Origin of the sequence: Methylobacterium indicum, from assembly GCF_017347565.1 — a bacterium.
Classification (GTDB): Bacteria; Pseudomonadota; Alphaproteobacteria; order Rhizobiales; family Beijerinckiaceae; genus Methylobacterium; species Methylobacterium indicum.
Map to the genome: position 1 here is coordinate 1,515,001 of NZ_AP024145.1, position 16,426 is coordinate 1,531,426.

At 72.9% G+C, this 16,426-nt stretch carries 15 protein-coding genes and 1 tRNA gene (1 of these 16 cut by a window edge); 9 read left to right on the forward strand and 7 right to left on the reverse strand.

What is annotated here, in order from left to right; genetic code table 11:
- Positions 1-449, reverse strand: partial view of a glycosyltransferase gene (locus miv_RS07010; protein ID WP_207182016.1) — the beginning only. Its footprint begins 703 nt before the window's first position; only the first 449 of its 1,152 coding nucleotides appear in the window; its start codon is at positions 447-449; the stop codon falls past the left edge of the window.
- Between the two features lie 203 nt (positions 450-652).
- Between miv_RS07010 and miv_RS07015 the strand changes: the two genes are divergently transcribed.
- From miv_RS07015 to map, 3 genes are all read left to right on the forward strand, one after another.
- Positions 653-2,740 carry a prolyl oligopeptidase family serine peptidase gene (locus miv_RS07015; protein WP_207182017.1) on the forward strand — a complete coding sequence of 696 codons (2,088 nt, stop codon included), beginning with the start codon at positions 653-655 and terminating at the stop codon, positions 2,738-2,740.
- 105 nt (positions 2,741-2,845) lie between these two features.
- On the forward strand, positions 2,846-3,508 hold the full coding sequence (locus miv_RS07020) for a L,D-transpeptidase (protein WP_207182019.1): 663 nt from the start codon (positions 2,846-2,848) through the stop codon (positions 3,506-3,508).
- A gap of 112 nt (positions 3,509-3,620) precedes the next feature.
- Complete coding sequence (gene map, locus miv_RS07025) at positions 3,621-4,376, forward strand: type I methionyl aminopeptidase (protein WP_058618784.1); 756 nt, start codon at positions 3,621-3,623, stop codon at positions 4,374-4,376.
- A gap of 13 nt (positions 4,377-4,389) precedes the next feature.
- Here map and miv_RS07030 read toward each other — a convergent pair whose 3' ends face one another.
- From miv_RS07030 to miv_RS07045, 4 genes are all read right to left on the reverse strand, one after another.
- On the reverse strand, positions 4,390-5,304 hold the full coding sequence (locus tag miv_RS07030; RefSeq protein ID WP_048430145.1) for a bestrophin family protein: 915 nt from the start codon (positions 5,302-5,304) through the stop codon (positions 4,390-4,392).
- 102 nt (positions 5,305-5,406) lie between these two features.
- Complete coding sequence (locus tag miv_RS07035) at positions 5,407-5,982, reverse strand: YceI family protein (RefSeq protein WP_048430144.1); 576 nt, start codon at positions 5,980-5,982, stop codon at positions 5,407-5,409.
- Complete coding sequence (locus tag miv_RS07040) at positions 5,979-6,584, reverse strand: cytochrome b (protein ID WP_058618783.1); 606 nt, start codon at positions 6,582-6,584, stop codon at positions 5,979-5,981. Before miv_RS07040 ends, miv_RS07035 begins: the two co-directional genes overlap by 4 nt.
- Before the next feature lie 25 nt (positions 6,585-6,609).
- A complete protein-coding gene (locus tag miv_RS07045; RefSeq protein ID WP_202972698.1) occupies positions 6,610-7,224 on the reverse strand; it encodes a YceI family protein in 615 nt (204 codons plus the stop codon).
- 215 nt (positions 7,225-7,439) lie between these two features.
- Between miv_RS07045 and miv_RS07050 the strand changes: the two genes are divergently transcribed.
- Both miv_RS07050 and miv_RS07055 read left to right on the forward strand, forming a co-directional pair.
- Positions 7,440-8,294, forward strand: a complete 855-nt coding sequence (locus miv_RS07050; RefSeq protein ID WP_244748907.1) for a LysR family transcriptional regulator — start codon at positions 7,440-7,442, stop codon at positions 8,292-8,294.
- 113 nt (positions 8,295-8,407) lie between these two features.
- Positions 8,408-8,499 (forward strand) — tRNA-Ser (locus tag miv_RS07055).
- A gap of 332 nt (positions 8,500-8,831) precedes the next feature.
- On the opposite strand, the gene miv_RS07060 is transcribed toward miv_RS07055, so the two are convergent.
- Entirely contained in the window at positions 8,832-9,377 is a 546-nt protein-coding gene (locus tag miv_RS07060; protein WP_207182021.1) for a cytochrome b, read from the reverse strand.
- A gap of 225 nt (positions 9,378-9,602) precedes the next feature.
- Between miv_RS07060 and ribA the strand changes: the two genes are divergently transcribed.
- Both ribA and bfr read left to right on the forward strand, forming a co-directional pair.
- Entirely contained in the window at positions 9,603-10,706 is a 1,104-nt protein-coding gene (ribA, locus tag miv_RS07065; RefSeq protein WP_244748909.1) for a GTP cyclohydrolase II RibA, read from the forward strand.
- A gap of 126 nt (positions 10,707-10,832) precedes the next feature.
- Positions 10,833-11,330 (forward strand): bacterioferritin, encoded by a 498-nt coding sequence (gene bfr, locus miv_RS07070; RefSeq protein WP_048430139.1) that lies wholly within the window; start codon positions 10,833-10,835, stop codon positions 11,328-11,330.
- 108 nt (positions 11,331-11,438) lie between these two features.
- Here the strand turns inward: bfr and miv_RS07075 are convergent, their stop codons facing one another.
- A complete protein-coding gene (locus miv_RS07075; RefSeq protein ID WP_058618782.1) occupies positions 11,439-11,687 on the reverse strand; it encodes a (2Fe-2S)-binding protein in 249 nt (82 codons plus the stop codon).
- Between the two features lie 337 nt (positions 11,688-12,024).
- Between miv_RS07075 and miv_RS07080 the strand changes: the two genes are divergently transcribed.
- Together miv_RS07080 and miv_RS07085 are read left to right on the forward strand one after the other, a co-directional pair.
- Positions 12,025-14,472, forward strand: a complete 2,448-nt coding sequence (locus miv_RS07080) for a PAS domain-containing protein (RefSeq protein ID WP_207183427.1) — start codon at positions 12,025-12,027, stop codon at positions 14,470-14,472.
- Between the two features lie 175 nt (positions 14,473-14,647).
- Complete coding sequence (locus tag miv_RS07085; protein WP_207182023.1) at positions 14,648-16,405, forward strand: sensor histidine kinase; 1,758 nt, start codon at positions 14,648-14,650, stop codon at positions 16,403-16,405.
- Positions 16,406-16,426 lie beyond the last annotated feature (21 nt).

A 16,426-nucleotide genomic window follows, 5' to 3' on the forward strand; every position in this document is an offset into this window, starting at 1 on the left:
GCGCGCAGGCGCTGGATGTAGTCCTCCGGCATCAGCACGTTCGAATCGGCCAGGACGATCCAGTCGTGGCGCGCCTCGTCCCAGCCGCGGATGCAGTTGTTGAGCTTGGGGTTGTCGCTCACCCGCTCGTCGCCGACGATCAGCCGGGCCGGGACCCCGGGATGCATCGCGATCAGCCGCTCGACGAGCGGCACGATCGGATCGGTGGCGCGCGCCACGCAGAAGATCAGCTCGTAGTGCGGGTAGGTGAGGCGGAACCCCGAGCCCAGCGTCTCCTCGCTGTAGGTCTCCAGCCCGCAGACCGGCCGCACCACCGTGACCGGCGCGTCCGGGAGCCCGGCGGAAACCGGGTCCGGCCGGCCGAGGCGGCGCAGCGCGATGGCGAGGCTCGCGAGGTTGATGACCGTGAGGGCGAGGCAGATGATGGCGGCAAGGCCGGTACCGGTCATGCGGGTCCTCCCGGGCCGGTCGAGACCCGCGCCCTCCCCTCCCCTCAAACAGATCGGCTGTTGCAACCGTATGACGGCAGCGCATGCGCCGGACCGGTGTTTCGCGGCCGCATCACTCGGTCGGAGCGACCTGGACCCGGCCCGCCGCCGGGTTAGATGATCCGGCGAGATTTTTTCGACGTTCGCGAACCGACGAGTCCGGCATGCCGCACCAGCCCGATCCCCGCCCGACCCTCCAGGCCCCGGACGACGACCCGTATCTCTGGCTCGAGGAGGTCGACGGCGCGCGGGCGCTGGCCTGGGTCGAGGCGCAGAACGCCGACACCCTCGCGGCCTACGCCGACGGGCGCTACGCCGCCGACCGCGACGGCCTGAAGGCCGCCCTCGACCGGCCCGACAAGATCCCGGGCGTCACCCGGCGCGGCGGCCTCCTCTACAACCTGTGGCAGGATGCCGGGCATCCCCGCGGCCTGTGGCGGCGCACGACGGAAGGCGAGTACCGCAAGGCGGAGCCCGCCTGGGACGTGCTCCTCGACCTCGACGCGCTCGCCCGCGACGAGGGTCAGGACTGGGTGTGGAGCGGCGCCGCGAGCCTGCCGAGGAGCCACGCCCGGGCGCTCGTCCAGCTCTCCCGCGGCGGCGGCGACGCCACGGTGGTGCGCGAGTTCGACCTCGAGACCCGCTCCTTCGTCGCGGACGGCTTCTCGCTGCCGGAAGCCAAGAGCATCCCGGTCTGGCTCGATCCCGACACGCTGCTGCTGGCGAGCCCCCTCGGCGGGCCGGAGCACGCGACACCGTCGGGCTATGCCCGCACCGTCCGGCTGTGGCGGCGCGGCACCGACCCGCTCGACGCCCCGGTGATCTTTTCGGCCGCGCCGACCAGCATGGTCGCCTATAGCTATCCCGACCGGGAGGCGCGCCCCGAGCGCCTGGTCTTCGCCGAGCGCACCGGCTTCTTCGACGGCACGATCCAGCTCGGGGACCGCACCGGCCCGAAAACCCGCCTCGACATCCCGACCGATGCGGACGCCCACTGGCACCGCGGCTTCCTGGCCATCCGCCTGCGCACGCCGTGGGCGGTGGGCGGCACGACGCACCCGGCCGACGGCGTGCTCGGCATCGGGCTCGACGCGTTCCTGGAGGGCGCGCGGGACTTCCAGGTGCTGTTCACCCCGGGTCCGCGCCGGGCCCTGCAGGGCTTCTTCTGGACCGGGGGGCACCTGATCCTGTCGGTCCTCGACGACCTGAAGGCGGTGTTTCCGGTCTTCACCCCCTCGCCGAGCGGGTGGGCGGAGGGCCGCGTCGCCGGCCTGCCGGAGCTCGGCGTCGTCAGCGTCTGGTCGATGGACGGCGAGGAGGAGGAATCGAACGGCGACCTGATGGTGGCCGCCAACGACCCCGTCACCCCCTCGACCCTGCTGACGACCCGGCCCGACCTCGCCGCCCCGACGCTGCTCAAGCAGGCCCCCGCCTTGTTCGAGGCCGACGGAATGGTGGTGACCCGGCACGAGGCGGTGTCGAGCGACGGCGAGCGCATCCCCTACGTCCAGGCCGGCCCGGCCGGCGAGACCGGCGAGGCGCCGGTGCACCTCTCGGGCTATGGCGGCTTCCAGGTGACGAACCTCGCCGGCTACTCGGCGGTGCTCGGCCGGCTCTGGCTCGCCAAGGGCGGCACCCGGGTGGTCGCCAACATCCGCGGCGGCGGCGAGTTCGGCACCCGCTGGCACGAGGCCGGGCGGCGCGAGGGCAAGGCGCGGACCCACGACGACTTCGCGGCGGTCGCCGCCGACCTCGTGCGCCGCGGCGTGACGCGGCCTCGCCGCATCGCCGCCGAGGGCGGCTCGAATGGCGGGCTCCTGATCGCCAACATGCTGACGCGCTACCCCGAGCGCTTCGGCGCGCTGTTCTGCACCGTGCCGCTGATCGACATGCGCCGCTACACCAAGCTTCTGGCCGGCGCGAGCTGGATCGCCGAATACGGCGACCCGGCGATCCCGGAGGATTGGGCCTTCCTGCAGGAGATCTCGGCCTACCACGTCGCGGAGGCCGGGAAGACGTATCCGCCGATCCTGATCGCCACGACGCGCCGCGACGACCGGGTGCATCCGGGCCATGCCCGCAAGATGGCGGCGAAGCTCCAGGCGCTCGGCTACGACGCCCGCTTCTACGAGCCCGAGGCCGGCGGCCATTCCCACGGCAAGAACAGCGCCGAGACCGCCGCCTTCGCGGCGCTCGGGGCCGCCTTCCTGCGCCGGGCGATCGGCTGGGAGCCGGAGGTGGCCGGGAGCTGAGCGTTTCAGCAGTTCACACCCGGGAACCCGGGGGCGGCGCGCACGTCGTTCCGGCAGCGCGTGGCATCATGCCCGCGCGTCCTGCCGAACAGGGAAACCTCCACGATGCGCGCCGCTTGTCTCGCCGTCACCCTCTGCGTGGCCGGTGCAACCGTCGGTATGGGCGAGGCGCGGGCCGGGATCCTGATCGAGGTCGACAAGACCACCCAGCGGATGACCGTGACGCGGGACGGGCGGACGCTCTACGACTGGCCGGTCTCCACCGGCATGGCCGGCTACAACACGCCCCGCGGCACCTTCTCGCCCTCCCGCATGGCGGCGGACTACCGCTCGCGCGAGTGGGACGACGCGCCGATGCCGCACGCGATCTTCTTCACCGGCCGCGGCCATGCCATCCACGGCAGCGGCCATACCGGCCGCCTCGGCACCCCGGCCTCGCACGGCTGCGTGCGCCTGGCGCCGGGCAAGGCCGCGACGCTCTTCGCCCTCGTCAAGGCGGAGGGCATGGGCAACACCCGGGTGGTGATCGGCGGCGACGAGACGGCGCTGGCGGGCCGTGCCTCGCCGCGGCGGGAGGCGCGGGCGCGCCGGGATCGCCTGGAACAGGACGGCTTCGCGCAGGACGGGCTCGCCGCCGAGGCGCCGGTCGTCCGCGTCCGGCGCGGCCGCAGCGTCGATCCGTGGGGCGACGCCGGGTGGCAGCCGGTCGGAGCGGCGTATCCGCCGGCCTACGGGACGGGCTACTACACCGTCGTTCCGGGCTACTGACGAAGGCCGCTCCCCCGCGCCGCCCCGGGCCGCATCACGGCTTTGCCGCGGCCCGTCGCGGTGGCACAAGCGGCCCGCCGCGGCCCTTCCGGCCGCGCCGGGGGCGATGGCGATGACGGTGTCGAGCGACGACGAGCTGGAGGCCCTGCGGCGGATCGGCCGCATCGTCGCCGACACGCTGGAGGCGATGGGTCGGGCGATCGAGCCCGGCATCACCACGGCCGAGCTCGACCGGATCGGACGGGAGCACCTGGAGCGGGCCGGCGCCCGCTCCGCCCCAGAGGCGGTCTACGGCTTTCCCGGCGCGACCTGCATCAGCGTCAACGAGGAGGTCGCCCACGGCATCCCGGGGGATCGCCGGATCGCGCCGGGCGATCTCGTCAACATCGACGTCTCGGCCGAGAAGGACGGCTACTTCTCCGATACCGGGGCGTCCTTCGCGGTGCCGCCGGTGACCCGGGCGGTGGAGCGGCTGTGCCGGGACGGGCGCCGGGCGATGTGGACCGGCCTGCGCCAGGTCGGAACCGGCAAGCCGCTCGCGGGCATCGGCCGGGCGGTCGGCGCCTTCGCGCAGAAGAACGGCTACACCCTGGTGCGCAACCTCGCGAGCCACGGGATCGGCACCTCGCTGCACGAGGAGCCGACCGAGATCGCGACCTGGCCCGACGCCTCGGAGCGCCGGATCATGACCGAGGGCCTGGTCTTCACCGTCGAGCCGTTCCTGTCGCTCGGCGCCGACTACGCCGAGAGCGGCGAGGACGACCCCTGGACCCTCTACAGCCAGCCCCGGGCGCTCACGGTGCAGTACGAGCACACGGTGGTGGCGACCCGCAACGGGCCCCTCGTCCTCACCATGCCGGGGCAGTAGCGGGAAGACCGCGTCACCGCAGCCAATAGCGCTCGGGGCTGAGGGGCGGCGGCACCGGTGCGCCGAGGGCGTCCTGCACCACGCCGTCGACGGTGCGCAGCAGCGCGTCGAGGGGCAGGTCGTTGGCGGCGGTGCCGAACGGCTCCTCCAGCTCGTCGCCGAGCGTATCGAGGCCGAAGAACGTGTAGGCGACCAGCGCCGTCGCCACCGGCGTGCCCCAGCCGAGGGACTCGGCGAGGCCGAAGGGCAGCAGCAGGCAGTAGAGCCAGGCGGTGCGGTAGAGGAGCAGCGTGTAGGCGAAGGGCAGAGGCGTGCCCTGGATGCGCTCGCAGGCCGCCTGCACCCCCGACAAGCCGGCGAGCTTCTGCTCGACGAGGCCGAACGACACGTCGCTCAAGGTCCCCTCCCGCATCGCCCCGGCGAGATCGGCGGCGAGACCCGACAGGGCGGCGTCGGCCGGGCTGGCACGGGAGGCGAGGCGCCCGCGCTCGTCCTCCGGCAGGTAGGGGGCGGCGGCCGCCGCGTCGTCCTGCCCGCGCAGGCGGGCGTGCAGCGCGTGGGCGAAGCCCGCGAGGCGCTCGAGGCAGCGCCGACGGCGGGCGTCGTCCTCCGGCAGCAGCGCGCCGAGCAGGCGGGCGAGGCCCCGCGCCTCGACGACCAGGGCGCCCCAGACCTTCCGGGCCTCCCACCAGCGGTCGTAGCAGGCGTTGTTGCGGAAGCTGAGGAAGATCGAGAGGGCGAGGCCGATCAGGGTGAAGGGCCCGATGCCGGCATGGAGCGGGATCGCGCGCGCCCAGCCCTGCTCCGTCGCCACCACGAGGCAGGCCACCGCCGTGATGGCGACGACCCGCGGGGCGATCTGCGGCAGGATCGACCCGCGCAGCGCGAACAGGATCGCGAGGGCGCCGGGGCGGGGACGGACGATCATCGGGTGCGCACGCTGGCCGGGACAAGGTGCGCGGTCATCCGCCCCCGGGCGGTCGGGGTCAAGCGCCCGTCACCCATCAGGCCCGTCGGCCGCCGGACCTGCTCAGCCGCCGGACTTGGCGCTCGCCGTCACGTCGATATCCACCCCCACCTGCAGGGCGACCATCGAGTCGTTGGCCCAGGAGCCCTGGCCGACGCCGTAATCGGTGCGCACGAGATCGAGATGGCCGACCGCGTGGGCGGTGCCGCCCGAGATCGTGAGCGTGAACGGCAGGGTCACGTCCTTGCGCAGGCCGCGGATCGTCAGCGTGCCGACCGCGTCGTAGGCATCGCCGCCCTTCGCCACGAAGCGGGTCGCCTCGAAGCGGGCCTGCTTGTCCTTGCTGGTGTTGAACCAGTCGGCCTGCGGCAGGGCCTCGTCGCGCTGCTTGTCGCCGGTCTCGGCGCTGGTGAGGTCGATCAGCACCACCGCCTTGCCGGCCTCGGGCTTCGCCGGATCGAAGTCGATCCGGGCGTCGTAGCGGGTGAAGCGGCCCTTGAAGGGGGCGCCGACCTGGGTGCCCGAGAAGCCGATGCGGCTCTTGGCCGGATCGACGGCCCAGTCGGCGGCCCGGGCGACCGAGGGAGCGGCCAAGGGGACGGCCACGAGGGCGGCGAGGACGAGACGGAAGGGGATCATCGCGAGGAAGCCTCGGGTTTCGCGCTCGCGCGCCGCACCCAGGGCAGCATCCGCCACAGGGTGTCGTCGCGCAGCACGAGGTGATGGCGCAGGGCCGCGCCGACATGCAGGAGGAGGAGCGCCATCAGCAGCCAGGCGCCGTAGCTGTGCACCAGCTTCAGCACGCCCTCGACCGCCGCCTTGTTGGGCAATTCGGGCAGGACCGGCAGGTGCGGCCAGGGGATCACCCCGTAGAGCACCGTGGGGATGTTGTAGGGCGAGGCCGAGACCATCGCCCAGCCGACGAGCGGCATGGCGAGAAGCAGGCCGTAGAGCGCGAGATGCGCCGCAGACGCCGCCCGCCGCTCGGCCTTCGGCATCGCCGCGGGGAGCGGCGGGGGCGCGTGGAACAGGCGCCAGGCCAGGCGGACGCCCATCAGCACCAGCACCGTGAGGCCGACGGACTTGTGCCACTGGTAGAAGGCGAAGCGGTCCATCGGCGAGAGCGGGCCGCGCGTCATCGCGAGGCCCAGCCCCAGCAGGACCAGGATGCCGAGGGCGATCAGCCAGTGCAGCACGATCGCGACGAGGGTGTAGCGACGGGGCGTCGCGACCGTGTGCATGGAAGTCGACCCTTCGGCCCGAGCCTCAGTCCTTGCGCTCGAAGGCGCCGTTGAGGACCAGGTGGACCTCGTCGCTGATCGCCGGCACGAAGGTCTTCACGCCGAAGTCCGAGCGCTTGATCGTGCCCTTGGCCTCGAAGCCGACCGTGACCTTCTTGTTCATCGGGTTGGCGCCGGCGCCGACCAGCGTCACCTCGAGGGTCACGGGCTTCGTCACGCCGTGCAGGGTCAGGTCGCCGACGACCTTCGCCTTGTCCTTGCCCTCGGGGGTCACCTTGGTCGAGGTGAAGGTCATGTCGGGGAACTGGGCGACGTCGAGCCACTTGTCGCTCTTCAGCGACTCGACGAGGTGCTGGCTCGGCGCATAGAGCGACTTCACCGGCACGGTGACCTTCAGGCGGCTCTCGGCGGGCTTGGTCGGCTGCAGCTCGAGGGTGCCGGACACGTCCGAGAAGATGCCGGTATAGGGCGAGAAGCCGAAATGCGTGACCGTGAACACCGCCTGGGTGTGGTTGGGGTCGACCACGTAGGTGCCCGCCTGGATCTGGGCGGGGTCGCGGGTCGCGGCCCCTTGAGCGCCCGCCGGGGCGGCGAGGGCGAGACCGGCGACGAGGCCGAGGGCGAGGACGGACAGCTTCACGAGATCACTCCGTATGGTCGGGGCTTGATCGCCGGGGCGCGGCGGACCCGGATCCAGGTCTTTCGCACCGCACCCGTCTTGCGGCGACCGGATTAAGCCGGTTCCGTCGCGGGCGTAAGACAGCTAAACCGGGACACATGGTTGCTGGATCGGAAACCTTCCGGGGTGCGCTCTCTGATGTTCGGGCCTTTTGTGCCGTCGTCGATCACGGAACCGTGACCCAGGCGGCGGAAATCCTGGGAGAGACGAAGGGCAGCATTTCGCGCCGGGTCTCGCGGCTCGAACAGGAACTCGGGGTCACGCTGCTCGCCCGCACGCCGCGGGCGGTCTCGCCGACGGTGGAGGGGCTGGCCTTCCACGCCAAGGCCAAGGAGAGCCTCGCCCTCCTCGACGGCGCGCTCGAGACGGCACGGGACGCCCGCACCCTGCCCCGCGGCCACCTGCGGGTCACCACCTCGATCGATTTCGGCATCGAGGTGATGCCCGAGCTCGTCGCGAGCTTCCGGGCGCGCTACCCGCAGGTGACGATCGACCTCCTCATCACCGACACGCGCCTCGACCTCGCCGCCAACCGCATCGACCTCGCCTTGCGCCTCGGCAGCGGCGAGGGGCAGGATGGCGGCTACCGCGCCCCGGTGCTGGCGAACCTGATGATCGGGCTCTACGCCGCCCCGGCCTACCTCGCGTCGCGCGGCACGCCGACGACGCTCGACGACCTCGCGGGCCACGACCTGATCCTGTCGCGCGAGCGTCTCGGGTCGGCGCCGGTGCGGCTCTCCGACGGGCAGGGCCGCGAGGGCCACATCACGGCCCGTCCGGCGCTCCGCGCCACCGACTACGCCACCGTGCTGCGCCTGACCCGCGCCGGTGCCGGCATCGGCCACATCCCGAGCCTGGTGGCGGCCCGGGCCCTGAAGGACGGCGCCCTGGTGCCGGTGCTGCCCGACTGGGCGAGCCGGGGCGGCGTGCTCCGCGCCGTCAGCCTCGCCGGCCGCGAATTGCCGGCCCGGGTCCGGCTTTTTCGCGACCACGTCCGCCTCGGCCTCGCGGCGATGCGCGAGGACGCGTGACCCCGCGAGATCCGCGGCGCCCGGCCGACGCCGCCCCGCGCGCAGGAACGCCCCGACCGCCCGACGAAACCGGTTGACCGCGCCCCGCCGATTCCCTAGAGCGTTGGCCCACCGGAGACGTGGCCGAGCGGCTGAAGGCACTCGTTTGCTAAATGAGCAAGCCCCGAAAGGGGCTTCGAGGGTTCGAATCCCTCCGTCTCCGCCAATTCAGCATCGCGTCGCCTCAGAACCTTGAGGCCTGGGTTCGGGATCGCTCGAGGCTCCGTCTGGCCAAGCGACAATCCCTTCAAAGACACAGAAGTGGCCGCTCGGTTCACTCGGTCTCGATTTTCAAACGTCATTGAAGTCTGACGCAGCTCGGCGACAGCGCGCATTGCCGCGAGCGTCGATCCTTGGTCCATCCTCAAATCGGGCCGCCGATCACCGAACCCCGCCTGGGACGAGGGTTGTCGGATCATCGGGTTCCTGGCTGGCGGGCGCGTCCCGGACTCCGGCGATCCCTCGGAATGGAACCGCCGCCAGGCGGCGTGGATGCGCTCACCCCTCCCCCCGCCCCAGCCACATGCGCCGCAGGGTTCCGTCCCGCCGCACGACGTGGTGGTGCAGGGCCGCGCCGACATGCAGCGCCACGAGGGCGACGAGCGTGAAGGCCGCGACCTGATGCACCTTGAGGATCGCCTCGCCCACCGGCATGCCGCCCGAGACAGGAAGCGTCAAGGGTAGCGTACCATACAGCATCACCGGCGCGCAGCAGGCCGAGGTGCCGGCCCAGCCGAGGAGCGGCACCAGCACGATCAGGGCATAGAGCGCAAGGTGGGAGGCCCGGGCCGCCCGTCGCTGCCAGGCGGGCAGGCCGGCGACGAGGGGCGGGGCGCCACGGGCGGCGCGTACCAGGAGCCGGGCCAGCGCCAGCGCCAGCACCGTGAGCCCGAACGACTTGTGCCACTCGTAGAGCGCGTTCTTCAACGCTCCGTCCGGCAGGTTGGCCATGGCGAGCGCCATCGGCACCAGGACGCAGACCAGGGCGGCGACAAGCCAGTGCAGCGCCTTCTGGGACGGCGCGTAGGCGGTGCGGAGCGTCATGCGGCCTCACTCCCGGGGTGTATGGCTAACCTGGACAATCGCGAAAGGTTGATGGAGGGATCCGGGCAGAGCGGAGCCGGCCTCCCCACATGTCGCGTGGCAGCGAAGCTCGGCAACGAAGCCCGGCAACGAGCCGCGGCGGTGGTCTGGACGGCTCTGCCCCGGAGGCTCTCCGTCGCCATGGCGCTCGGGCCATCTCTGTCAGGGTCGATGATGTCGGTCACGATGAAGAGCAGAAGCACTCTAGATCCGGCCGCGGGCCGGGACCAGATCGATGTCGAACGGGCGCTGGCGGAGATCCGCGCCGGCCGCCCCGTGGTCGTGCGGGGCCGTGAGTCCGTGCTCGCCCTCTCGGCGGAAGCCCTCGACGAGACCAACGCCGCGCTCCTGGCGCCGCTCGCGGGCACCGGCACCCGCCTCGTCCTGCCGGCACCGCGCCTGCGCCGCCTCGGCGTCCCGGAGCGGACGGAGCCCGGCGCGGTCGCCCTTCCGGTGCTCGATCCCGCCCGGATCGAGACCCTGGCGTTGCGCCTCGACGGGCGGATCGACGCGCCGGTGGCGCCCGCCTCCCCCGGCGACGAGGCGGCGCTCGCCCTGATGGCGCTCGCCCAGGTTCTGCCGGCGGTGCTGGCGATCCCGGGCGAGGCGGCGCCCCCCGGCACCCTCTCGGTCGCGGCCGAGGCGGTGGCCCGCTATCCCGGCCGGCAGGCCGCGGGGCTCCGGGAGGTGAGCCGGGCCCCGGTGCCCCTCGCCGGCGCCCCGGACAGCCAGTTCGTGGTCTTCCGCGGCGGAGAGGGTCTTCGCGATCAGGTCGCGGTGGTGATCGGCAAGCCGGACCTGTCCGAGCCGGTGGCGGTGCGGCTGCATTCGGCCTGCCTCACCGGCGACCTGTTCGGCTCGCTCAAATGCGATTGCGGCGACCAGCTGCGCGGCACCGCCGGCTGGATGGCGCAGCACGGCGGCGGCATCGTGCTCTATCTCGATCAGGAGGGCCGCGGGAACGGGCTCGCCAACAAGATCCGCGCCTACGACCTCCAGGCCCGCGGGCTCGACACCTACGAGGCCGACGAGGCCCTCGGCTTCGGCCTCGACCAGCGCCGGTTCGACTTCGCCGCGGCGATGCTGACGGCGCTCGGCGTGAGCCGGGTGCGCCTCGTCAGCAACAACCCCGAGAAGGCCGCGAGCCTGGAGGCGGCCGGGCTGACCGTGGTCGAGACGCAGCGGGCGCTCGGCCGGGTCACGCCGGAGAACATCCGTTACCTGACGGCCAAGCGAGACCGGGCCGGCCACGCCCTCGACCTCGACGCCTTCGTGTGCAGCGAAGCGTGAATGCGGCCGCAAAATCGATGTAAGCACCTGGCTGCGGTGGCCCTGCGTCACGTTCGCTGATAGCTAAGGCGCCGGTTGGGCCGGCCTCGCCGGCCGCGACGAACGATCGATACGGGAGATCGAGCGATGAAGGGTGACGCCAAGGTCGTCGAATACCTCAACCGCGGCTTGCGCAGCGAGCTGACTGCGGTGAGCCAGTACTGGCTCCACTTCCGGATGCTGAACGACTGGGGCTATGTCGACCTCGCCAAGTTCTGGCGCAAGGAGTCGATCGAGGAGATGAACCACGCCGATCGCTTCGTCGATCGGATCCTGTTCCTCGAGGGCTTCCCGAACCTGCAGGAGCTCGACCCGCTGCGGATCGGGCAGAACGTGCAGGAGATCATCGAGTGCGACCTCGCCGCCGAGGTCGAGGCCCGCAGCCTCTACCTCGAGGCCGCGAAGTACTGCGACTCGATCAACGACCGCGTCTCCAAGCAGCTGTTCGAGGCTCTCGCCGCCGACGAGGAAGGCCATATCGACTTCCTGGAAACCCAGCTCGAGCTGATCCGCCAGGTCGGCCTGCCGCTCTACGCCCAGCGCCACATCGGCGGCCTCGAGAAGATCGAGCCCGAGGCGATGTAAGCCGCGGGCGGTCCCGGGACGATTCCGTCCCGGCGGGACCGTCGCGACGTCGTCCGGGGCCGCACCAGCGGAGCCCGGACGACGCGCGCCACGTCGGGCGGGATCGCCTCACGCCGCCACGTCTTCCTTGAGATCCTTCAGCGTGCAGGCCGTCCCGCAGGTGGTGGTGCAGGCCGCATGCGCGTCGGCGAGCGCCCGGTCGAGGATGCCCCGGATCGTGCGGGCGCAGCGGCCGCATTTCGGGCTGCAACCGAGGCAGGCATAGACCTGGGCCGGCGTGCGCGGGCAGCCGGGGCCGGGATTGAGGCAGGCGCGCACCTGGCCATCGGAGAGCACGTTGCAGGAACAGACGATCATGCTGTGACGGGGCACCCGATCCGTGGAACGCCGAGGGACGAACTCCCGCCGACAGCTCGCAGATTAGAACTTTTGAAAACTACAACATAATCAACAAGTTACCGCGCATCCCGCAGTTTCGCAACGGTCGTGGCCCGGTCATCGCGCCGCAGGCGGGCCCGTGCGGCACCCTGCAACGGGGGGCCCGGAAACCCGCACGCCCCGTTGTCGGTTGCCTGCGGGACGCCGCGCGTCTATCGCGGCCATTCCGCAAGGTCCGGATGAGGGACGCGAGGCCGCGACTTCCGACATGAGCAGTCACGACGACAGCGGGGCGACAGAGACGGCCGGGCGGGACATGCAGGCCGGCCCGCCCCCCATGCCGGACCTCGCCGACACCGCCCGCCTCGCCCGGATGGTCTGCGGCACCGCCTTCGCGATGGTCCTGATGCCCGGTGCGCCGGCCTGCGGCCCGGTGCCGCCCGGGCTCGCCCCGGACGAGGCGGAAGCCCTCGCCGCCCTCGCCGGCCGCGAGCCGGTCATCGTCCCCGATCTCTCCCGCGACCCGCGCACCGCGGGGCTGTCGGCGGTCTGCGGTCCTGCCGCCCTGCGCTTCCAGGCCGGCCTCGTGCTGGCCGGCACGGACGGCCGTCTCCTCGGCACCTTGTGCGTGCTCGATCCCGCGGCGCGTCCCGACGGCCTGTCGGACGACGCGGCGGCGGCCCTCGCCGCGCTCGGCCGGCAGGCGGCGCGGGAGATCGGCCTCGTCGCGGCCCTCCGCGCGGCGCGGGCCGACCGCGACGACCTGCGCAGCATCACCGAGGCCGCCCCCGCCCTGATCGCCGCCCTCGACCGCGACGAGGTCTGCCGCTTCGCCAACGGCAATTTCGCCCGGTGGTTCGGCCGGGCGCCGGCCGAGACCGTCGGGCGGTCCCTGCGCGAGATCGTGGGCGAGGCGGCCTACGCGGCGCGCCGGCCCTTCCTCGCCCGGGCCTTCGCGGGCGAGACGGTGTCGTTCGAGGCATCCCATCCGCGCGCCGACGGGCGCCACGCCCTGGTGCGCTACGTGCCCCGTCGCGGACCCGACGGCGACATCGCCGACCTGCAGCTGCTGGGCGTCGACATCACCGCCGAGACGGACGCCCGGGCGGCGCTGGCCGACAGCGCCCTGAAGTTCCGGGCGATCGCCGAATCGATGCCCCAGATGGTGTGGTCGACCCTGCCGGACGGCTACCACGATTACTACAACCCGCGCTGGTACGAGTTCACCGGCATGCCCGAGGGTTCGACCGACGGCGAGGGCTGGAACGCGATCTTCCACCCCGCCGAGCAGCCGGAGGCCTGGCGGCGCTGGCGCCACTCGCTCGCCACCGGCGAGCCCTACGAGATCGAGTACCGCCTGCGCCGGCACGACGGGATCTATCGCTGGGTGCTCGGCCGCGCGATGCCGATCCGCGACCCCGCCACCGGGGCGATCGAGCGCTGGTTCGGCACCTGCACGGACATCGACGACCAGGTTCGGGCCCGGGAGACGCTGGCGCAGCGCCGCGAGGCGCTGGAGACGGAGATCGCCGAGCGCACCGCGGCGCTCGCCGAGGCCAATGCCCGCCTGACCGCCGAGATCGAGGAGCGCGCCCGAATCGAGGAGGCCCTGCGCCAGTCGCAGAAGATGGAGGCGGTGGGCCAGCTGACGGGCGGGATCGCCCACGACTTCAACAACCTGCTCACCGGCATCGTCGGCTCCCTCGACCTGATGCAGACCCGCATCAACGAGGGCCGAACGCAGAACCTGACGCGCTATGCCGGCCTCGCCATGGCCTCGGCCCAGCGTGCCGCGGCGCTGACCCACCGCCTGCTGGCCTTCGCGCGGCGCCAGCCTCTCGCGGCGCAGGCGGTCGACGCCAACCGGCTGGTCAGCGCGATGGACGAGCTCCTGCGCCGCACGCTGGGCGAGCGGGTGCGGCTCGAGGTGGTGGTGGCCGGCGGCCTGTGGTTGACGCTCTGCGACCCCAACCAGCTCGAGAACGCGATCCTCAACCTCGCCATCAACGCCCGCGACGCGATGCCCGACGGCGGGCGGCTCACCATCGAGACCGCCAACGCCCATCTCGACGACGCCTACGTGGCGAGCGAGATCGGGGTTCGGGCCGGCCAGTACGTGTGCGTCTGCGTCAGCGATACCGGCACCGGCATGCCGCCCGACGTGATCGCCCGGGCCTTCGACCCGTTCTTCACGACCAAGCCCATGGGTGAGGGGACAGGCCTCGGCCTGTCGATGATCTACGGCTTCACCAAGCAATCCGAGGGGCACGTGCGGATCTACTCGGAGGTCGGCCAGGGTACGACGGTCAAGCTCTACCTGCCGCGCCATCTCGGTCGGGCGGCGGACGAGCCCGCGCCGAGCGCGGGCCTGCCGGTGCCGCGGGCCGAGCACGGCGAGACGGTCTTGGTGGTGGAGGACGACGCGACCGTCCGGACGCTCATCGGCGAGACCCTGACCGATCTCGGCTACCGGGTGATCGAGGCGCCGGACGGGCAGACCGGCCTGCGCATCCTCGAGGCGCCGGGCCGGATCGACCTCGTCGTCACCGATGTCGGCCTGCCGGGCCTGAACGGCCGCCGGATGGTCGACGAGGCGCTGGCGGCGCGTCCCCGCCTGCGGGTCCTGTTCATCACCGGCTACGCCGAGAACGCCGCCTTCGGCAACGGCCACCTGGCGCCCGGGATGCGGATGATCACCAAGCCCTTCGCGATCGACGCCTTCGCCACCAAGGTCCGGGCGATGATCGAGCCGGGCCCGCGGTGAAACCCGGTCCCTGCCCCCCACCCGCGATCACCGTGGTCGAGCGTGGGGGTGCGCCCCCGGGAAAGCCGGCACGGCGAGGCTATCTCCGGGCGCTCGCCTTGGGGTAAGGTCCGCCCGCGACCGGAGGGCATCCCGCCCTCCGCCGATCGCGCCTTCCCCTCTCACGGATCGCCCCGTGCCGCAGCCGCCGCTCCGCGTCTTCCTGGCTCTCGGTCTCGGGTTCGTGGGCCTGGCGGCGACCCTGGTGCTCGCCCTGGTGGCGTCCCGGGTCGCGAGCGAACGGCTCGAGGCGCGCATCGAGGCCGAGCTCGCCGACCTCGCCGGGACCATGGCCGGCCGGCTCGACCGCGGCCTGTTCGAGCGCTGGCGGGACATCGTGATCCTGGCCGAGAACGACACCATCCGCGATCCCGCCGCCCCGGTCGAGCGCAAGCGCCGGGTCCTCTGGCGGGCGCAGGAGACCTATCCCGACTACGCCATCATCGGGCTGATCGGCGTCGACGGCCGGATCGCGGCGACGAGCACCGGCGCCCTCGAAGGGGCCGAGGTCGGGCACCGCGACTACTTCACGAAGGGCCGGCACAGCCCCTTCGTGGGCGACGTGCACGATGTCGTGCTGCTGGCCCAGCTCGAGCCAGGCCGCGACCCGGCCGACCCGCCGCGGGTGCTCGACATCGCCGCTCCGGTGCGGGACGATCTCGGGCGCCTCGTCGGCGTGGTGTCGGGCCACCTCGACTGGGCCTGGGCGCGGGCCGCCGAGGCCTCCCTGCGCGAGACCGCCGGCACCCCGCGCGACCTCACCGTCCTGGTGCTCGCCCGCGACGGCACGGTGCTGCTCGGTCCCGATGCGCTGCGCCGCACCCGCCTGCCGGCCGACCTGCCGAGCGTCGCCGGCGCCCGGGACGGGCGTTCCGGCACCGAGGCCGAGACCTGGCCGGACGGCCGGCGCTACCTCACCGGATTCCGGCAGACCCGGGGCTACCGCGACTTCCCGGGCCTCGGCTGGACCGTGCTGGTGCGCCAGGATGCCCGCACCGCCTTCGCGTCGGTGGCCGACCTGCGCCGGCAGATCCTGCTGTGGGGCCTCGTCGTCGCGACGGTGGCGGCGGGCATCGGCTGGTTCGCCGCCGGATTGCTGGCCCGGCCCCTGCGGCGGCTGGCCATCGCGGCCTCCGCCCTCGGCCGGGGCGAGACGGCGACGGTGCCGGGCTCGGCCGTGCGGGAGGCGCAGGCGATCAGTCACGCGCTCACGGCCGCCGCCCGGGCCCTCGCCCGGCAGGAGGACGAGCGCCGGGCCGCGGATGCGCGCCAGGACCTCCTGATCCACGAGCTGAACCACCGGGTGAAGAATACGCTCGCCACCGTGCAGTCGATGGCGCGCCAGACCGCCCGCAGCGCCGCCTCGCTCGCCGACTTCACCGGCAGCTTCGAGGCCCGGCTGCTGGCGATGTCCCAGACCCACAACGTGCTCACCGCCAACCACTGGGAGGGGGCGGGCCTGTCGGGCATCCTGTCGGCGGAACTCGAACCCTATGCCGGCGGACGGCCCGACCGCATCCGGCTGGAGGGACCGCCGGTCTCCCTCACCCCGGCGGTGGCCCTGCCGCTCGGCATGGCGATCCACGAACTCGCCACCAACGCGGCGAAGTACGGCGCCCTCTCGGCCGAGGCCGGCCAAGTCGCGGTGGACTGGATGCTGGAGGGGCGGCCGGGGACCGGAACGCTCTCCCTGCGCTGGCGCGAGAGCGGCGGTCCTCCGGTGGTGCCGCCGGCCCGGACCGGCTTCGGGACCCGGCTGATCCGGGCGAGCCTGGAGCGGGAACTCGCCGGCGAGGTGGAACTCGACTTCGCGGGAGGGGGCCTCGTGTGCCGGATCGCGGTGCCGCTCGCCGCCCGCGCCGAGGAGCCGGCGCGGACGGACGCGGCGGCGTGAGCGCGCGACGGGGGCGGTGCG